The organism is Thermoflavimicrobium daqui (genome assembly GCF_003313465.1).
Classification (GTDB): domain Bacteria; phylum Bacillota; class Bacilli; order Thermoactinomycetales; family Thermoactinomycetaceae; genus Thermoflavimicrobium; species Thermoflavimicrobium daqui.
Map to the genome: position 1 here is coordinate 66525 of NZ_KZ845665.1, position 17424 is coordinate 83948.

Genomic DNA, 17424 nt, shown 5'->3' on the forward strand with positions numbered 1-17424 from the left:
TAATACAATCGAAGTAAATTGGAATAGGTGAAGGTGAATGAACCATGAGAAAAATGGTACTGCTGGTATCTCATCCGTTATTAGCAGAGCAAAAGCAGGAAGCACAAAGGGTTTGGCAAGTGAAATCTTTTGTCGCTCTACCAGAGCAGCTACAAAATGTCTGGTCACAAATCACCCCAGAAGGATCTTTTCCGATGGATCCATTTCGCTCTCTTCTGAATTGGCTTGAAAAGGAAACAGAACCTCAGGATCTCGTCTGGGTTCAAGGTGAACCAGGTGCGTTATTTTTAGTGGTGTCTTGGTGTTTTCAGTATGAACGTATCCCTGTTTATGCCACAACACGCAGAGAACATCAAAGTACTATGCTTCCAGATGGAACTGTACGGAATCAGCATACTTTTAAGCATGTCACCTTTCGCGTGTATCCGAGAGGCGATGAGATCGAATTTTTCCCTACATAAAAAGGTATTAAGAGATTTTAAACTCTTAATACCTTTTTAGAAAATGATTGGCTTAGACTTAAGCGTTATCTAGCTTTTGAATCATATATTAAAACGTGCTCATTGAATACTAGGAATCGATATCTCTGTTTCGACATCTTTTTCATAGTCGATATTCGCAAATTCAAAACCAAACAGTCTAAAGAAGTCCTTCCGGTAACCTTCAATATCAGAAATATCCTTCAGGTTATCTGTGTTAGCCTGATGCCAGAGATCCATTACTTCTTGTTGGACATCCTCTCTCATTTCCCAATCATCGATCCGAATGCGACCTTCTGTATCAACTTTAGTGGTATCAGCATAGAGACGGTCACGAAGGAGACGATACATCTGCTCGATACATCCTTCATGGAGACCCTTTTTCTTCATGACTTCAAATAAGAGAGACATATAGAGTGGAACTACCGGAATAGCTGAGCTTGACTGGGTAACAAGTGCTTTGTTAATGGATACAAAAGCCCGTCCATCATTCGCTTGTAAATCATTATGAATTATTTTAGCTGTTGCTTCTAAATGATCTTTTGCTTTTCCAATGGTTCCTTCACGGTAGACGGCATGAGTGATTTCGGGACCTATGTAAGAATAAGCAACGGTGGTAGCTCCTGGGGCTAATACTCCTGCATTTTGCAGAGCTTGTATCCACATTTGCCAATCTTCCCCGCCCATGACCGCAATGGTTTGTCGAATTTCCTCTTCCGTTGCTGGTTCAATCGTGACTTCGGATACAGTTCCATTATGGAAGTCAACGGTTTTATTGGTGAAAGGTTGACCGATTGGTTTAATGACTGAATGAAATTTTTCTCCGGTTTCTGGATGTACACGGATAGGAGAAGCAAGGCTGTAGACAACGAAATCGACCTGTCCTAGATCTGCTTTAATAAGATCGATGGTTTGTTGTTTAATTTCATGAGAAAAGGCATCTCCATTAATACTTTTAGCATAATATCCTGCTTCTTTAGCTGCTTTTTCAAATGCGACAGTGTTATACCAACCAGCGGTAGCGGTTCTTTTACCAGAAGCAGGACGCTCAAAGAATACACCGATGGTATCAGCACCAGCTCCAAAAGTAGCAGCGATCCGTGAAGCAAGTCCATAACCAGTCGAAGCACCAATAATCAGAACTTTTTTCGGCCCTGAGATTCGCTCTTGCTTTTTGACATAGTTGATCTGCTCTTGTACATGCTGCGCACATCCCTCTGGATGGGCTGTTGTACAGATAAATCCTCGGAATTTTGGTTTTACAATCATTTTCCTAACCCTTTCCTTAGCTAATTCCTTATTCGATAAAGAATATTTCCTTTCACTTTACTAGTATAACGAAAATAGATAAGAGAAAGACATCAAAAGTATAAATTTGCTATGTTTTAGTCCAGTGCTACAGACGGTGTAGCATGTTTTTTATTATAGCAGTTTAATTAAAAACACCACAGAGATGATCTTTGTCAATAGTCTGGTTTTCTTCCTTATATAATGAGGAATAGATTATTAGAAACGATTATTTCGTATTTTTAGATAGAAGAGGTGAGAATCATCGCGATCAAATTTTTATCGTTTTTAGGACTGCATGATTATACATTATGTACTTATGAATTAAAAGATAAGAGTTTTACTTCACGGTTTGTTCAAGAAGCCCTTTTAGAAATACTAGGCGAAGAGGAAGAAGAAACGATTGAAGTCGTTATATTTCTAACGGATGAAGCGAGAGAAAGCAATTGGGAGAAAGAAAATAAACATGGTAAAGAAGGGCTTTCAAGTATTTTAGAACGCTTACAGCAACAAAACCGGATTATTGTAAGAGATGTTCGAGTTCCGAGTAAAAGTGATGAAGAGGGGATATGGGAAGTTTTTTCCATTGTGATTGATCAATTGAAAGAGGAAGATGAAATCATTTTTGATATTACGCACTCATTTCGCTATCAACCGATGTTAGCGTTACTTATTCTTCATTTTGCAAAGGTCGCTTTTCGTACTCGTATTCGTGGCATTTTTTATGGAAATATAGCAGCCAGTCCTAAGGGCGAAGTACCCATTGCACCGATCACCGATTTAACCCCATTTATTGATTTACAAGATTGGGTCACGAATGTGTATGCTTTCCAAGAGAGTGGTCGTGCTGAATCACTCTATCGCTTTGTTTATGAGAAAAAAGAAGAGTTGGTCAAACAAAAAGTTCCGCATAAGGAAATACAAAAGATGTCAACGATTGAAAAATTCACCAATAAATTATACCACCTAACGATGGAGTTGGAGACGAATCGCGGACCAACTATTCAGACGATGGCGCAAAAAGTACTAGCTAGCTTGGATCATGTTCAATCAGATCTTCCAGCTCAATTCCAACCGATCGAAATTTTGCTTAAGCGTATAGAGAAAAAAGTAGAGCCGCTGGCCCACCCCGATGTGATCGAATCAGGGCTTGCTGCTATATCATGGTGTATCCAGCATGGATTGGTCGAACAAGCGTATACGATGCTAGTGGAAATTTTAGTAACAGCAGTATGTTTAGTTAAAGGTTATAGTATTGAAGAGGCGAGAGATTATGATCTGCGTGAACACTATATAAGTGAGAGTTTGAAGGTTGCAGATTTAATGTTAAGAGGAGAAAAAATAGAATATAGGAATCCTAAGGTGAAAGAGCTTGCTGATAAATTCGCTACAAACTATACACAGATGGTTAACTTGTATAGTTCATTAAAAGTAGATCGGAATGACCTAAACCACGCAGGATGGGTTAAACAACCTCTAGAAGAGGACAAATTTATTGAGAGGTTAGTCAAACCAGATCCGAATCAAAGAGATCAGAGTAATCAGGCAGGGAAATATCTAGATTTAATGGAGGAAATTAGAAATTATTGGAAAGAAAATAAGCCCGAATAGTTGTAATGACTTTTGCCATCTTAACTATTAACGAAATCATTTGATTAACATGATCAATCTGTGATTAATTATAAAATAATAAAAAATAGTAGAAGCCCATTTCTCGATCATAAAGAGATGGGCTGTTTATTGTTATTAAGCGTGAAATTCTTTTTTGGGTACTAAGTTACGGTATCGGGATGAAATCGAAGCAAAATATTTACGTAAAGCAGTCCAACATGATTTGGCGATAAGCCCTGTAATGATCATCGTAATTATAAAAATAGGGATGGCTGCCCAACCTGTAATCTGATAGGAAGGTCCAAAATGAGCTCCAATTGATACTCCAGCGATGCTGTCGATGCCTACGGCACTTAGGATAGTGGCTATTGCCAAGGCTATGGTAGCTACACCAAACGCAAAGCTAACTCCGCCTAAAAAAGTAACAACGATCGGGCTGAAAAAGCCGAGAGAAGCGAAGAAAAGCAGTTTTTTGAAGAAGAGTTTTGGGCTTTTTGACTTTTGTTGTAAGAAATATTCACCTGTATAACCTGTAGCTAAAACCTTGGGATCTCCAAGTCTTTGTAAAATTTCACTCTCAGACTGTCCATGCTCTAGACCTAACAAGATATGACTTTCGATTTCCTTTAAAATATCCGCTTTTTCTGTTGATGGTAAATTTCGCAGATGCTTTTCAAAAGCTTCGAGAAATGACCTTACTTTTGGGCTCATGTTTTTTCCCCCTTAAACTGTCGAATCTCCATAACCCCCTGAATCAAATGATTCCATTCATGATCCATTTGCTTAAGCAAATTTTTCCCGTCTTCGGTTAAGTAATAGTATTTGCGTGGGGGACCCGATGATGATTCTTGCCACGTAGAGGTAATATATTTTTCTTTGAGTAGACGACGTAATAAGGGATATAATGTACCTTCTGTGACAGCGAGAGGTTCCCACTGCTGTAAAATTGCTGCGATTTCATATCCATAACGAGGATTATCTGAAACGAGTAATAAGATGCAGTATTCTAAAATCCCACGACGGACCTGCGTGATCCACTCTGATATATTCAAGGGTCTCACCCTCTTTCTAAGGGAATTATATCACAAGGTATTATGCCATGCAAGGTACCGGGTGAGTGATTTATCTAGCATGTACGATGCTGATTCATATTTTCAATCGAGGATTCAAGGGATGTAATCAAATAAAGAAATATAAGTTACTTAATGGAAAAAACAATTTTTGGGGGGGATTTTTTTATGATTCTGTTTTTATTTTCTGCTAGCCAATCACTAATCTACCATGTTGCGAAGAGCTTTTGCTTTACAGCTTTTTTATTTCTTCTTTATATCTATTTTTTCATTTAGAATAAAAATACAAGACGCTTGGAGACTAACTTTCTGATGGGATAGCATCACAAAATGGGCTTAACTAAGGAGAACAGTAGGGGATAAAGTAGTCTTAAAAATAGACATTTATTTGGAAAGGAAAGAGCTATGGCAGAGTTAGAACGATTTGGACATGGCGGTGATTTAGTAACAGCTGCAGAACTTTTTGGTGTTCGCCAAGATGAGATAATGGATCTTAGTGCAAATATTTATCCTTTTGGTCCACCACATGCGGTAGTGGAACATTTAAAAGCGATACTTAGTGAACAAGGTTTGCCACGCTTAGTCAATTATCCTGATCCTGATACAAGGCAACTGCGAAAGGCGATTGCCAAACATCATCAGATTGATGAAGAGTGGATCATGGTAGGCAATGGAGGAGCGGAGTTGATTGATCTAGTCATCCAAGTATTTGCACCATCACAAGTTGGGGTGTTAGAACCCGCTTTTAGTGAGTATGCTTCTAGCGCTACCAAAAGAAATATTTCCGTTCAATCTGTAACGGGTATGTGGGAGAGAGGCTTTATCCCTAAACCAGATGATGTTGATCAGTTGATTCATACTTGTCAAATCGTTTTTGTAGGTTTCCCTAATAATCCGACAGGTCATTTATTACCGATTTCTTGGATGAAAAGATGGGCGCAGTTAGCTGCTGATCAGCAAACATGGTTGGTTATCGATGAAGCTTTTATCGATTTTGTTATAGATGAGAATAAATATTCCTTTATCCAGTGGCTAAATCAGTATCCAACCACACTTGTGATGCGCTCGATGACTAAATTTTTTGCTTTACCAGGGCTTCGTTTAGGCTATTTGGTGGGAAATCCAAATATTTTGCGTTTGATGAAGAAACAGCAAGTACCTTGGAGTGTCAATATGCTAGCACAGGAGGCTGGGATTATTGCCATGTCAAAAGGGGTATACGAAGGCCATGCTGCTAAAGTACATCAATGGCTTCATGAAGAGAAGGAGAAGCTTTGGAAAAAGTTAAACCAATTTTCGATGCTTGAAGTGTTCCCAAGTGAAGTCAATTATTTCTTAATTCGCTTTAAAAATCATGCGTATACCTCACAATGGTTGCAAAAGCAGCTAGGGAAGAAAGGAATTTTAATACGTGATTGTGCGATATATCAAGGGCTAGATAGTCGTTACTTTCGGATTGCGATTAAATCACCCATGCAAAATCAAACACTGATCCAAACTTTACAAGAGGTGCTATTACAATGAGTATTCGATTGATCACAGGTGGGATTCGCTCAGGAAAAAGTCATTTCGCTGAAGAGTTATGTGTATCCTTACAGGAAGAAGTGATTTATATTGCGACCAGTCCGATTTTGGATGAGGAGATGACAGAGCGTATTACTAAGCATCAGGCACGTCGTCCCGCTAATTGGGGGCTGATCGAAGAAGAGATCGAGCTGGCTAAAGTAATCAAAAAGACACCAGCATCAGCAGTGTTATTGATAGAATGTATATCAACTTGGGTATCTAATCATTTATTTACTCAGAAATTGGAAGAAAAGATAAACAGGGAAATCCGTCAGGCATTTTTAGAATACATTACTTTAGAAGTTAAAAATCTCTTAGCGAGTTTACATGGAAGACAGGCTATATTGGTTACAAATGAAGTGGGTCTTGGAGGTATATCGATGCATCCAGTCGGGCGGTTATTTCAAGATGCCTTAGGAGAAGTAAATCAGTATATTGCACAAGAGGCTGACGAAGTTTGGCTGGTTGTTTCAGGAATACCTTGGAGGGTAAAAGGATGAGTTCATTATTTCAAGCGATTGCTTTTTTTACACGAATTCCAGTCCCAACAACCAACCAGAAAGATGATTTTGCTAAATGTGCTATGTGGTTTCCAGTTGTCGGACTCCTCTTAGGTGGAATATTGGCTTTATTTGATTGGTTGTTTTCATTTTGCTTTCCTAATTGGATTCGTGCTGTACTTGATGTAGGGATATGGATCTACTTAACAGGTGGACTTCACTTGGATGGACTGATGGATACCGCCGATGGTTTAGGATCTTATCGTACTCGAGAACGTATATTGGAAATTATGCATGATAGCCGGGTAGGAGCCATGGGAGTTTTGGCAGCGATTCTACTTATTTTATTAAAAGTAAGTAGCATTGCTTCTTTACCGTTGGGTTCTTTGACAAGTATTAGCTTGGTAATGGCGACGTTAGTCAGTCGATTTATAGCCGTGTGGGCGATCTTTATATTTCCCTATGTTCGTAAGCAGGGAATAGGAGTAGAGATGAAAAATAATTTAACATGGATTCGTTTTCTTTTTGCATGTCTAATTACGTTAGTAGCCTCTTTTCTGCTTGTTGGGTGGGAAAATTTTATTATTCTTTTGTTTGTAGGGGCTTTTGCATCGGTTTATGCATGGCGAGTTCAACGTAGATTAGGTGGTTTGACAGGAGATGTTTACGGCGCACTCATTGAAAGTAGTGAGGTGTTTATTTTACTAATCATGATTGTTTGGGAGGTAAGTCCTTATGCGCGTTATTTGGCTTAGACATGGTGAAACAGATGGCAATCAAGATAAAAAATATATGGGTCATACAGATATACCTTTAAATCAGACTGGACATGACCAAGCTGAGCGTTTAGCTCAATCTTTATCACAAGAGTCGATTCAGGCGATTTATACAAGCGATTTAATTCGTGCAAGGCAAACGGCTGAAAAGCTATTCACTTACTTTCCAAATTTATCGATCCAATCCACACCACTACTGAGAGAATGCTTTTTTGGAGAATGGGAAGGGCTGACCTATCGTGATATTTGTGCACAGGATGAAGGGCTTTTTCATAGCTGGTATCATAATCCTTTTGTAAATGCACCACCTCAAGGTGAAACACTTACGAATGTAGATCAGCGCTTATCCATGTTTCTTACACAGCTGGAAGAAAAGTATTCTGCTAAGGACTGTGTTGTTATCTTTACCCATGGTGGCCCACTTCATTGGGTATGGGCTAAGTTAATTGAACGTAATTGGCAAGAAATGTGGAAGGTGAATACCCCTAATGCAGGGGGATGGATGTTAGAAAAAACAGATGAAACCTGGCGACTTATCAAAGAAATAGATTGGAATTCGGGATTCGATGGGTAATTTAAAAAGGTTCCCATTCTAATTCAATCAATGGTCACTTTGGCATTTAGAAATATCAAACAATCTAATCCATATACGTTGTGGCAAAAGATGAAGGAGCATGGATGATGATCTATAGTTTAACCATTCTTTGGGCTTATATCGTGGATCGTCTTATTGGTGATCCACGTTGGCTACCTCATCCAGTGGTTGGTATGGGAAAAGTCATTTCTTTTTTGGATAAAAAACTTCAGCAAACCATTCATAAATTCCAGTGGAAGAATGAAACGCATACGAATCATATACGCTTGTTAGGGTTTCTTTTTCCTCTTTGTGTGGTTGGAGGAGTTTATATCCTAACTAAATTCGTTGTAACAGGCATAGCAAGCTGGAATCACTGGTTAGGATTTGCCTTAGAAATAGCGTTGATTGCAACTACTATCGCTACAAAAGGGCTAGCAGATGCCGGAAATGCGATTTATCAGGCACTTATATCTGGCGATTTATCCAAAGCCCGTCAAGCTTTATCGATGGTAGTCGGAAGAGATACCAAACAACTAAATGAATCTGAAATCGTCCGGGGTGGAGTCGAAACCATTGCGGAAAATATTGTGGATGCAGTCACTGCTCCCCTTTTTTTTGCAGCGATCGGAGGAGCCCCTTTAGCGATGGCATATCGAGCAGTAAACACATTGGATTCGATGGTAGGATATCGGAATGAACGGTATCTACACCTCGGATGGGCATCCGCACGTTTGGATGATCTAGTCAATTGGATACCTGCTCGACTTACTTTAGTTCCGATGCTTTTGGCGCTAGGGATTCTCCGCTTAGATCCAAAGCTGGCTTGGCAAGTGATGAAACAAGATGCTCATCGCCACCCCAGTCCCAATAGTGGCTTTCCTGAAGCGGCGATGGCTGGCGGTTTACATATTCAATTGGGAGGGGTAAATACATATCAAGGGAAAGTTTCTAGACGAGCTCTATTGGGACAGCCTCTTAATGAAAGAAAGCCAGCTCATTTGCTCCAAGCTATTCAAGTTCTTTATGTAACTACTATTTTATATACAGGCATGATTAGCTTGTTCTGTTTAATGATTGTTTGGATATCAAGTAGCTAATCGAACGCCAGACCAGAAAAACGACAAGGAAAAAGACCAAAGTAACTTGATAAAATAGCCAATCAAAATGATGATTAATCAAGATAGCACGTAGCCAAGTTCCAATGGTAGTAGTTAAAAAAACAGCTAAGCAGGTACGCCATAATATTTGAAGATAGTGCCGAGGTTTAAATAAACCGAGAAATGGTGAAATGATAAACCAACACAGAATATAAGGAAAAGCGGTAAATAAGATAGCCGAGATATCAAGCGATAGGCCATGAAAATAACGTCCAGATGCTGAAAATAATAAAAAGATAAATAGATCACCTAAAACCCATCCTACTGTTCGTGATAAACTCATTCTTATCCTTCCTTGCATTGTAATGAATTTTTTATTTCTATCACAAGCTAACTTTTGATGATATACGACTATTTTCCTTGAATCTTTAAAGATTGTCCAGCAAGGGTTTGATTTTAATAAAATAGAGATTGCCTATAAATGACATAATGTGTATAGTTAGGAAAATTAATATGATGGGGAGTCTGTTTAACGAATGATCAAAACGTAGACTAATCTTGAACTTTGAACGAGCACAAAACGACAGCATATATAGAGCAACCTCTGTGGAAATTGAATGTTTGTTATAAAAACAGGAGGCCCTTGATGGATCAACAAAAGTTAGAATTACTAATTAAGCAAATTGATTTTCATAGTTATTCTGATAATCGTATAGTGACAATTAGATCGATTCCAAGCGAGCTAGAACTGATTGGGAAGGGAACGGATGCAGTCGTTGTCAGGCATTTAGACCAGCCACATATGGTTTATAAAGTCTATTCGCCAGAGAGGATTGAAAAGTTGGAGAATGAGTATGCTGTGTATAGACAACTTGGCGATTCTCCGTATTTTTGTGTATGTTATTCAAAAGGAAGCCGCTTTTTATCCCTTAGCTATGAGGAAGGACCTACATTATATGAATGTCTTGAGCAAGGAATTGAGATTCCAGACCAAGTGATCGCAGATGTGGAACAAGCCCGCTCTTATGTGAGAAGTTTGGGGCTAAATCCACGAGATATTCATTTGAAGAATGTGATCATGCAAGATGGACATGCCAAAATATTAGATGTATCCGAATATATTTATCCAGGTGATGATGGCAGATGGAATCATCTTGTCCAAGCTTACGATCTATTCTATCCTTTAATAAAAGGCAAAAAGATTCCTATCTGGCTTATCGAATGGATCAAAAAGTCTTATTATAAGCAGGTAGGAGAAACCTTTTCCGTGATGGAGTTTGGAAAGCGATTTGCTCAATTGTTTGGACTGGTAAAGCCTGACTAAAAACATGTAGAAAAAGAGGAGAGCCATGTTTAAGAATCCCTCCGATTTAGAGAGAGCTAAATTATTAAAAGAGGCAAAAAATATTGCTGTCGTGGGGCTTTCAGACAACCCTGAGCGCACTAGTTTTTTAATAGCGCAGGCGATGCAACAAGCAGGGTATCGGATCTTTCCAGTAAACCCAAAATTAACTCGCCCCATTTTAGGAGAGCAACCATACGCTAGTCTTAAAGATATTCAAGAATCAATCGATATCGTGAATGTATTTCGTCGTAGTGAATTTGTTTTGCCTATTGCAAAAGAGGCAGTAGAAGTGGGGGCAAAAGCCTTCTGGTTACAACAAGGTGTTTTCCATGAAGAAGCAGCAGCTTATGCTCAAGCATGTGGGCTTCAAGTGGTAATGGATCGTTGTATTAAGGTAGATCATGCGATTCTAAAACCATCATTCTAACCATCTGATCATGTCTTCCATGCTCAGTAGTGTGATTAACCAAAAATAGATAAGGACGAGAGGCATTTTTCGACTCCAAAATAAAAAAAGTCCCTTTGCTCACATCATGCTTCTTCTAATAAGAAGATTGAGTTAGGGGGGATAAAATGAAAACTGTTAAATTAGCTAGTTTAATCTTAGCAGTTTCCCCAGAGTTATATGACTTATTGACTGAATCAGAATTAAACTCTTATGTTTTGATAGAAAGAGATTTTGAAAAGCTTAAACCTGAAGATCTTAATGATATTATTGTCAAAGCAATCGCTTATAACCAAATCAATCCTCGCTATCATTAATCAGGCACCCGGCTATTCTATAGTTGGGTGCCTGATTTTTAGTGTGCATAAGCATGAGTACAGAAATGGCAGATAATAAATGTTAAAATTATGTCTTATTTTGTTATTTATAGTTGGAGATAAATTCATTATAATGGGCAAATAGGAAATTTATTTTAAGAGGAGGATTTTTGATTGAAATGGAGGATGATATTAGCTTATATGCTAATATTCTCATTGGTTGGGTGCTCAGGTCTCAAGTCAGGAGTCACGGAAAAGAAAGGAATGAGTAAAGACCAAGTACTAAATTTATCACTATTTGGCAAAGTTACACAATTAGATACAATGGATCTGACCTCAGGAAGTCTGATTATCTTAAATAATGTAATGGAAGGTCTTTTGCGATTGGATAAAAATAATCAAGCTGAAAATGCTATCGCTGAAGAAAAAACGATTAGTAGTGATAAAAAAACATATGTTTTTAAACTACGTAAAGATGCTAAATGGAGTGATGGAAAACCGATCACAGCACAAGATTTTGAGTATGCATGGAAAAGGGCATTATATCCGAAGTTAAAAGGTAATGCAGCTAGTCTATTTTACTCAATAAAAAATGCCAAGAAATATCATAATGGCAATGCAACAGAAAAAGATGTAGCTGTAAAAGCAATTGATCCACAAACATTAGAAGTCCAACTAGAATATCCAGATCCTAACTTTTTAGATAAGTTAGCCTCACCTGCTTTTGCTCCTGTCCGAAAAGATATTGTGAAAAAACATGGCCTCAATTTTGGTAAGCATGCAAATACTGTGTTATTTAATGGCCCATTTATTGTTTCTGAATGGAATCCATCAAAAATTGTGCTAAAGAAAAATGAACAATATTGGGATCGAAATATGGTTAGTTTAGAAAAAATAGAGTTTTCATTACTTAGTAACCCGAAAAAAGAAATCGATCTATATATGGCCGGAAAACTTGATATTGTTCCACTCCAACACTTTACTGAAGCATACCGAAATTCACCTGACTTCCTAGAAGTAGAAGATGCAACTACTGTATTTATAAACTTCAATCAAAACAATCCTTTTTTTGCTAACGCAAACATTCGTAAGGCAGTTGCGATGGCGATTGATCGAAAATATATAACAGATGGTGTATTAAAAAATGGGGCAAAACCAGCAGCTAGCTTTGTTCCACCCGTGATCCATGTCAATGGTAAACCGTTTAATACCATGTCGAAGTCTTCTCTAAAGAATAACCAACAGATGGCCCACACATATTTGCAAAAAGGCCTAAAAGAATTAAAACTTTCTCAGCCACCTGTAATTAAAATGGTTACTTCTTCAATCGAAGGAGTTGCTGTTGAGCTAAAACAGCAACTAAAAAGAAATTTGGGTTTAGATGTACAACTAGTAACTGCAACTACTTACGAGGAATATTCAACACAAAATGCTGATATGGAGATTTGGGAATGGAAAGCGACTTATAATGATCCAATGAGTTTCTTAGAGATTTTCAGTTCGAAATCAAAAGCGAATGCTTTTCATTTTCATAATAAAGAATATGACTCGCTTATGGATAAGCTCCAACTGCTATCAGATTCGCAACAGCGACAATCGACTATGATTCAAGCTGAAAAATTACTCGTAGATCAATTATCGGCGATTGTACCTTTGTACTATGAAGGGAGCACCTTTCTACAGAAAAAGTATGTGAAAGATCTACAAAGACATCCTTATATAGCAGATTTATCATTTAAATGGACTTATATAAGCGACGAAAAGGACAATTAAAAAATGGAACATATTTAACGTAAAGGATTGGAGCATAAGATATTCCAGTCCTTATTTTTTTTGAGGTGCTTTTGATTTTTGATTTTATTACAAAATGATACCATATATTTCAAATGAATGAAAATTTTCTTTGAGTGTAATATTAATTTATTTTTTTGGGATTGTTATTGCGAAAAGGGTGACAAACTATTACAATTGGGTTACAATAAAATTAAGAATATATGAACGGATTTTAGACAGCATGAGTGAGGAGGAAGCTAAAATGACTGTACCAGTGTTAGATTTTTTAACTCAAACAAGAAAAAGCCCACTAGGAGGCTACCGATTTCATCGAGCAAAAATCGAACGTCAAATTGCGAAAGATCCACAAGTAAATTACTTCATTGAGTTGGCGAAACTTGAAGCGAGTAAAGGACACTGGGAAAGATCCCAACAGGTGATCGAATCAGCCTTACAAATTAATCCTTATTCTGGAGAAATACAGTTATTTTTGGCTCAAGTCCTAGAGATGCAAGGAAAAGACGAGGAAGCTCGTACAGTCTATCTGAACTTATTAGATGAGCATTCTTATATGAGTGAAGCTTATCGAGAGTTTGGACGCTTTCTGATCGTACAAGGCTCCATTTCACTTGCACAATCGATCTTATTGAGAGGGCTAGAGCTAAATCCAAAAGATGCTTTAGCTCATACTTTATTAGCCGAGATTTATCTACAAAAAGATCGCCGTGCTCAAGCTGTACTACACTTGGAAATAGCTAAACGCTTTCATCAAGGACAGCTTTCTTTTCATCAACGTTCGGCACAGTTGTATATGGCTTTAGAAGAATATGAAGAAGCTGTCAAACACTTTAAACTTGCTATGCAAGCAGATCGTAAAAATAAATCGCTTCGTGTTTTATTTAGACAAGCTATGAAAGCTAAAGAAAATCAGAAAAAGCAATCGATCTTAAACCGTTGGATGATTTGGAAAAAATGGGGTTGGTAATTTTTTTATATAATAAAATGTTAAAACAGTACTCGACAGAATATCGACAATTTTCGGGGTACATGATACAATGAAGTTTGTAAGTAAGGTTGACCTTCTTGCTTACACTACCACGCTTCTTTTAACTCCTTAATCTTGACCCTCTTTCATTGTGACCAGGATGTACCTGGTCTTTTTTCTTTTTAAATTTATGGTGAATGAAGGAAGTAGGTAAAAATGTCAACAACATACCATCCTTTATATTTTTCTTTTTTTTGCCATTATCATCGTGAAGAATATTGGGAAGCACATGAAGTTTTAGAAGAACTTTGGCAAACCCAACGTCATAATGATTTCTATCATGGCTTAATTCAGGTTGCAGCAATCATGCATCAAATCCGACGTGGAAAAGTACGTGGTGCTAGGAAGTTAGCTAGTTCGGCAATGAATTACTTATCTAAATATAAGCCTGAAAAAGATGGGGTTCATGTAGATACGGTTTTGATATGGCTACAACATTGTCTGGACATATTACCAGACAACGTTGAAAAACTAGATATGACTGAAATGGAAAAGTTTCAAATTAATCCTTGTCCACTTCCGAAATGGTAGCTTTACGAATCATAATAAAAAGGCTTTCTCTTTGAGGCTAATTTGTTTAGCAAAGAGAAAGCCTTTTTATTAATTTATGTGGCATTGTTTTTATACGATAGGAGTAGGTTTAAAAATAATGAATGGTGATTAATACATTATCGTCTATAAAAAATACATAAATAGCTACATTATAGACTAAATATTTATATAAGAATGTGTTTTAAAAAAGGGGGATCTTATGATGAAAGGACGACGTTGGACGGATCAGGAAGATCAATTATTAAAAGAAGTCGTACTTCATTCAATTAGCTCTGGCGGAACTCAACTAGAGGCGTTTGCAAAAATCGGAAAAAAGATTGGGCGAACACCAGGAGCATGTGGATTTCGCTGGAATGCAGTACTTAGACAAAAAAACTTAAAATCATATGCTGAGGCCAAAAAGTTACGAGTTCTTAGTCAATTGGAGAAAAAAAGAAGGCCAGAACTCGATTCTTTTGCAAATATTTTACGGATACTCAAACACTTGGAGAAAGACTGGTGTTCTTTACAAGAGAATGTAGAACATCTAACGCTTCAATTGCAGCAAAAAAAGGACCGAATTCAACAATTATTGGATGAAAATAAACGTTTAAAGGAAGAACAAAATTCCTATCTATATTATGAAAAGGAAGTAAAAGAGCAATATCAACATTTAGTGTCTATGATCAAACAATTGGGAAGAGAAGCACATTTTTTAAACAAGACACCAGAAATAAAAGAAAGACCTATGATAAATGACGACACCTCGACGAAATCCTCAACATAATATATACAACGAAACCAGAGAAAGAGGTGTCCTATTTGTCCAAACGTTGGACAGCAAAGGAAGAGAAATTTCTTACTTATTGGATGAAGTGTAGAGAGAAAGAACACAAATATCAATATGATCTTTTGGATTGGATAAGTCAACAGTTAAATAAATCAAAAGAAGAATGTATACAACATTGGCAGAAGTTAAGTAGTACTGATCAAGAAAGTCAGCCATCTTTATTGGTTGGTACAAACCAAGAATCTAGATTGAGTGATCAAATAGAACGTTTAGAACAGAAGCTAAATCGATATCAAGCACAAATTGAAAAGATTGCCCAAGAGAATCAGAAACTTAAAAAGAATATGCGCTTTTTTGAAATGATGTTAATAGAGGAATATCATTTGTTAATTCGGTTATTAGGAAAGGAAAAGGAAAATCTTCGTATACATCAGCAGCTTTAAATAGTTGGAGTGACTTCTAGCTGCTAAGGGTTGAATAAGGCTTTCTCTTTTTGATCAGATAGATTAAAAGGGGATGCCTTATTCTTTTTTTACCGTCAAGAGTTTAGCTAGCATTTTCATCCTTCGTGGTTTTTTTGATAGATGATGGATAATCGTTTTTTAGCCAGCATGTTATTTTCATTACTATCTATGGTCTTATATAAGGTCATTCGAAAATCTATAGGATGGATAAAAATACATTTATTCGAATATAGACTTTAGCACTTTCAAAAAAAGAATAAATCCATATTGTAATATAAATCATGCTAAGGAGGTGAGAGCAATGAGCGGAGTTGGCGGATTCGGTATGAGCTGGCGTACCCTTTTAATCTTTTTATTAGTAATTGCTACGATCTTTGTTTTTGCTTGCGGAGGATTTGGTGGATTTGGTGGTTATGGTGGTTGTTAAGAAAAGAATATTATTTACTCAATAGTTAAATAAGGGGTTGACACAAGATAATCAATTAAATTTGTTTCTTTAAGGTTAGCCCCTTATCTATATAAAAAATGAAGAAATCTTGTTCAACAATTCTATTTACGGATGAAGAAAATAATGATGTAGAAGCATAGGTTCTTTTATTTAAACAACTAGGTCAAGCATATATTTTTTCTTAAGTAGTCTTTCACCCTTTCATAAAGTAAAATGCTGCATAAAATGGTGGTGAATAAAGGGAATGGAGGTGAAAGATGTGAGTGGATACGGAGGATTTGGTATTAGTTGGCGTAACCTTTTAATCTTTTTATTGGTTATTGCGACGATTTTCTCATTTGCATGTGGTGGATTTAGTGGGTGTGGTGTTTACTAAACTTCATTCCATTTAGAAAAGTGGTGAGATAAATGGGCTTTTTCGGCGGCTGCAACGGTGGATACGGCTTTGGTGTAGGATGGCGTACCCTATTGATATATTTACTAGTCATCGCAACCATCTTCGTATTTGCATGTGGCGGATTCGGCTTTGGTGGCTATGGTGGTAAATGCTAAATCATGCATGAAGAAGAGTTTTTAATATTCTAAAATAAGGACCGAATAGAAATGAGGATGACCCAGAGAATGAAGTACTAGGGGTCATCCCATTTTGTAAAAAGATTTAATTAACTTGTTCCATTGATGTAATCTGACTTACACACTTTGTGAATTAAAAAAAGTGACTATACAGTAGCTACCTCAGGTACAGAGAGAGTTTTTACTCTTTTTTCTATAGAAAAAGAACTAATCCAAAAGATTCATTACATCTTTTGGATTAGTTCTTTTTATTAAATATATGCCTTTTGATCTTTCATTTTTAACAATAACCTCCAAAGCTTTTCAATCCTCCACAAGCAAAGACGAAAATGGTTGCTATTACAAGTAAAAAAATTAAAAGTGAACGCCAACTGATTCCACCAAAATAGCCATAACCATACCCTGCTTTACTCATTCTTTTCACCTCCTACTTACTAACTGGATACTATTGTATTCATTTGTCTCTAAATTGAATGGGTTTATATCATAAATTGATAAAAAATAAATGGATGTCTTAGGTCGTAAAAGTAAATAGCCTAAAAGATAACTCGGCTTTAGTAGATTTAATTAATTTCATTGATTGATTATAAAAAGTAAAATACTTAAATTAAAGATTCATAACAAAAACGAAAATAGTTGGAATTACTAATAAGAAGAGCAGCAAATTTCTCCAATTTAAAGGATTCATGGAAAACATCTCCTTTACTATACAGTGTGTAAAAAGAAGCCC

At 36.9% G+C, this 17424-nt stretch carries 21 protein-coding genes; 16 read left to right on the top strand and 5 right to left on the bottom strand.

The window, feature by feature from the left end; all coding sequences use genetic code 11:
- Positions 1 to 44 precede the first annotated feature (44 nt).
- Positions 45 to 461: a CRISPR-associated protein Csx20 gene (gene csx20 / locus DL897_RS05925; protein WP_113658228.1), complete on the top strand. Its 417-nt coding sequence runs from the start codon at positions 45 to 47 to the stop codon at positions 459 to 461.
- A gap of 99 nt (positions 462 to 560) precedes the next feature.
- Here the strand turns inward: csx20 and fabV are convergent, their stop codons facing one another.
- A complete protein-coding gene (gene fabV, locus DL897_RS05930; protein ID WP_113658229.1) occupies positions 561 to 1748 on the bottom strand; it encodes an enoyl-ACP reductase FabV in 1188 nt (395 codons plus the stop codon).
- A gap of 273 nt (positions 1749 to 2021) precedes the next feature.
- On the opposite strand from fabV, the gene csx2 reads away from it, so the two are divergent.
- Complete coding sequence (csx2, locus tag DL897_RS05935) at positions 2022 to 3377, top strand: TIGR02221 family CRISPR-associated protein (RefSeq protein ID WP_168188668.1); 1356 nt, start codon at positions 2022 to 2024, stop codon at positions 3375 to 3377.
- A gap of 135 nt (positions 3378 to 3512) precedes the next feature.
- Here the strand turns inward: csx2 and DL897_RS05940 are convergent, their stop codons facing one another.
- Together DL897_RS05940 and DL897_RS05945 are read right to left on the bottom strand one after the other, a co-directional pair.
- Positions 3513 to 4088, bottom strand: coding sequence for a DUF1700 domain-containing protein (locus DL897_RS05940; RefSeq protein WP_113658231.1), 576 nt, complete (start codon positions 4086 to 4088; stop codon positions 3513 to 3515).
- Positions 4085 to 4429 carry a PadR family transcriptional regulator gene (locus DL897_RS05945; RefSeq protein ID WP_113658232.1) on the bottom strand — a complete coding sequence of 115 codons (345 nt, stop codon included), beginning with the start codon at positions 4427 to 4429 and terminating at the stop codon, positions 4085 to 4087. The genes DL897_RS05940 and DL897_RS05945 overlap by 4 nt, the downstream gene beginning before the upstream one ends.
- Positions 4430 to 4852: 423 nt before the next feature.
- Here DL897_RS05945 and cobD point away from each other — a divergent pair, with 423 nt between their 5' ends.
- The 5 genes from cobD to cbiB all read left to right on the top strand — a co-directional run bounded on the left by cobD (position 4853) and on the right by cbiB (position 8963).
- The gene (cobD, locus tag DL897_RS05950) at positions 4853 to 5971 is read left to right on the top strand and encodes a threonine-phosphate decarboxylase CobD (RefSeq protein WP_113658233.1); all 1119 of its coding nucleotides are present in this window, start codon (positions 4853 to 4855) and stop codon (positions 5969 to 5971) included.
- Positions 5968 to 6513: a bifunctional adenosylcobinamide kinase/adenosylcobinamide-phosphate guanylyltransferase gene (cobU, locus tag DL897_RS05955; protein ID WP_113658234.1), complete on the top strand. Its 546-nt coding sequence runs from the start codon at positions 5968 to 5970 to the stop codon at positions 6511 to 6513. The genes cobD and cobU overlap by 4 nt, the downstream gene beginning before the upstream one ends.
- Positions 6510 to 7268, top strand: a complete 759-nt coding sequence (gene cobS, locus DL897_RS05960) for an adenosylcobinamide-GDP ribazoletransferase (protein ID WP_113658235.1) — start codon at positions 6510 to 6512, stop codon at positions 7266 to 7268. Before cobU ends, cobS begins: the two co-directional genes overlap by 4 nt.
- Positions 7249 to 7863: a histidine phosphatase family protein gene (locus DL897_RS05965; RefSeq protein ID WP_113658236.1), complete on the top strand. Its 615-nt coding sequence runs from the start codon at positions 7249 to 7251 to the stop codon at positions 7861 to 7863. The genes cobS and DL897_RS05965 overlap by 20 nt, the downstream gene beginning before the upstream one ends.
- A gap of 107 nt (positions 7864 to 7970) precedes the next feature.
- A complete protein-coding gene (gene cbiB, locus DL897_RS05970; RefSeq protein WP_113658237.1) occupies positions 7971 to 8963 on the top strand; it encodes an adenosylcobinamide-phosphate synthase CbiB in 993 nt (330 codons plus the stop codon).
- Here cbiB and DL897_RS05975 read toward each other — a convergent pair.
- Entirely contained in the window at positions 8920 to 9306 is a 387-nt protein-coding gene (locus DL897_RS05975) for a DUF3054 domain-containing protein (protein ID WP_168188669.1), read from the bottom strand. The genes cbiB and DL897_RS05975 overlap by 44 nt on opposite strands.
- Positions 9307 to 9609: 303 nt before the next feature.
- Between DL897_RS05975 and DL897_RS05980 the strand changes: the two genes are divergently transcribed.
- The 9 genes from DL897_RS05980 to DL897_RS06020 all read left to right on the top strand — a co-directional run bounded on the left by DL897_RS05980 (position 9610) and on the right by DL897_RS06020 (position 16100).
- The gene (locus tag DL897_RS05980; protein ID WP_240627287.1) at positions 9610 to 10287 is read left to right on the top strand and encodes a serine/threonine protein kinase; all 678 of its coding nucleotides are present in this window, start codon (positions 9610 to 9612) and stop codon (positions 10285 to 10287) included.
- A 25-nt stretch (positions 10288 to 10312) separates the two neighbouring features.
- On the top strand, positions 10313 to 10735 hold the full coding sequence (locus DL897_RS05985; protein ID WP_113658240.1) for a CoA-binding protein: 423 nt from the start codon (positions 10313 to 10315) through the stop codon (positions 10733 to 10735).
- A 146-nt stretch (positions 10736 to 10881) separates the two neighbouring features.
- Entirely contained in the window at positions 10882 to 11070 is a 189-nt protein-coding gene (locus tag DL897_RS05990) for a hypothetical protein (protein ID WP_113658241.1), read from the top strand.
- Between the two features lie 174 nt (positions 11071 to 11244).
- Entirely contained in the window at positions 11245 to 12843 is a 1599-nt protein-coding gene (locus DL897_RS05995; protein WP_113658242.1) for a peptide ABC transporter substrate-binding protein, read from the top strand.
- A gap of 262 nt (positions 12844 to 13105) precedes the next feature.
- Entirely contained in the window at positions 13106 to 13828 is a 723-nt protein-coding gene (locus DL897_RS06000) for a tetratricopeptide repeat protein (RefSeq protein ID WP_168188670.1), read from the top strand.
- A 216-nt stretch (positions 13829 to 14044) separates the two neighbouring features.
- The gene (locus tag DL897_RS06005; RefSeq protein ID WP_113658244.1) at positions 14045 to 14419 is read left to right on the top strand and encodes a DUF309 domain-containing protein; all 375 of its coding nucleotides are present in this window, start codon (positions 14045 to 14047) and stop codon (positions 14417 to 14419) included.
- Positions 14420 to 14642: 223 nt separating this feature from the next.
- A complete protein-coding gene (locus tag DL897_RS06010) occupies positions 14643 to 15206 on the top strand; it encodes a hypothetical protein (protein ID WP_168188671.1) in 564 nt (187 codons plus the stop codon).
- A gap of 35 nt (positions 15207 to 15241) precedes the next feature.
- Positions 15242 to 15652: a hypothetical protein gene (locus tag DL897_RS06015; RefSeq protein ID WP_113658246.1), complete on the top strand. Its 411-nt coding sequence runs from the start codon at positions 15242 to 15244 to the stop codon at positions 15650 to 15652.
- Positions 15653 to 15974: 322 nt separating this feature from the next.
- Positions 15975 to 16100 (top strand): sporulation protein YjcZ, encoded by a 126-nt coding sequence (locus DL897_RS06020; protein WP_113658247.1) that lies wholly within the window; start codon positions 15975 to 15977, stop codon positions 16098 to 16100.
- Between the two features lie 874 nt (positions 16101 to 16974).
- On the opposite strand, the gene DL897_RS18815 is transcribed toward DL897_RS06020, so the two are convergent.
- Positions 16975 to 17109, bottom strand: coding sequence for a hypothetical protein (locus DL897_RS18815; RefSeq protein WP_276308561.1), 135 nt, complete (start codon positions 17107 to 17109; stop codon positions 16975 to 16977).
- Between the last annotated feature and the right edge of the window lie 315 nt (positions 17110 to 17424).

Excerpts from the sequence above, each read along its gene's own strand:
- DL897_RS05985 (WP_113658240.1), top strand. The coding sequence starts at position 10,313 with ATGTTTAAGAATCCCTCCGATTTAGAGAGAGCTAAATTATTAAAAGAG.
- cobS (WP_113658235.1), top strand. The coding sequence starts at position 6,510 with ATGAGTTCATTATTTCAAGCGATTGCTTTTTTTACACGAATTCCAGTC.
- DL897_RS05965 (WP_113658236.1), top strand. The coding sequence starts at position 7,249 with ATGCGCGTTATTTGGCTTAGACATGGTGAAACAGATGGCAATCAAGAT.
- DL897_RS05940 (WP_113658231.1), bottom strand. The coding sequence starts at position 4,088 with ATGAGCCCAAAAGTAAGGTCATTTCTCGAAGCTTTTGAAAAGCATCTG.
- DL897_RS18815 (WP_276308561.1), bottom strand. The coding sequence starts at position 17,109 with ATGAGTAAAGCAGGGTATGGTTATGGCTATTTTGGTGGAATCAGTTGG.
- csx20 (WP_113658228.1), top strand. The coding sequence starts at position 45 with ATGAGAAAAATGGTACTGCTGGTATCTCATCCGTTATTAGCAGAGCAA.
- cobU (WP_113658234.1), top strand. The coding sequence starts at position 5,968 with ATGAGTATTCGATTGATCACAGGTGGGATTCGCTCAGGAAAAAGTCAT.
- DL897_RS05980 (WP_240627287.1), top strand. The coding sequence starts at position 9,610 with ATGGATCAACAAAAGTTAGAATTACTAATTAAGCAAATTGATTTTCAT.
- cbiB (WP_113658237.1), top strand. The coding sequence starts at position 7,971 with ATGATCTATAGTTTAACCATTCTTTGGGCTTATATCGTGGATCGTCTT.
- DL897_RS05990 (WP_113658241.1), top strand. The coding sequence starts at position 10,882 with ATGAAAACTGTTAAATTAGCTAGTTTAATCTTAGCAGTTTCCCCAGAG.
- cobD (WP_113658233.1), top strand. The coding sequence starts at position 4,853 with ATGGCAGAGTTAGAACGATTTGGACATGGCGGTGATTTAGTAACAGCT.
- DL897_RS06020 (WP_113658247.1), top strand. The coding sequence starts at position 15,975 with ATGAGCGGAGTTGGCGGATTCGGTATGAGCTGGCGTACCCTTTTAATC.
- fabV (WP_113658229.1), bottom strand. The coding sequence starts at position 1,748 with ATGATTGTAAAACCAAAATTCCGAGGATTTATCTGTACAACAGCCCAT.
- DL897_RS06010 (WP_168188671.1), top strand. The coding sequence starts at position 14,643 with ATGAAAGGACGACGTTGGACGGATCAGGAAGATCAATTATTAAAAGAA.
- DL897_RS05975 (WP_168188669.1), bottom strand. The coding sequence starts at position 9,306 with ATGAGTTTATCACGAACAGTAGGATGGGTTTTAGGTGATCTATTTATC.
- DL897_RS06005 (WP_113658244.1), top strand. The coding sequence starts at position 14,045 with ATGTCAACAACATACCATCCTTTATATTTTTCTTTTTTTTGCCATTAT.
- DL897_RS06000 (WP_168188670.1), top strand. The coding sequence starts at position 13,106 with ATGACTGTACCAGTGTTAGATTTTTTAACTCAAACAAGAAAAAGCCCA.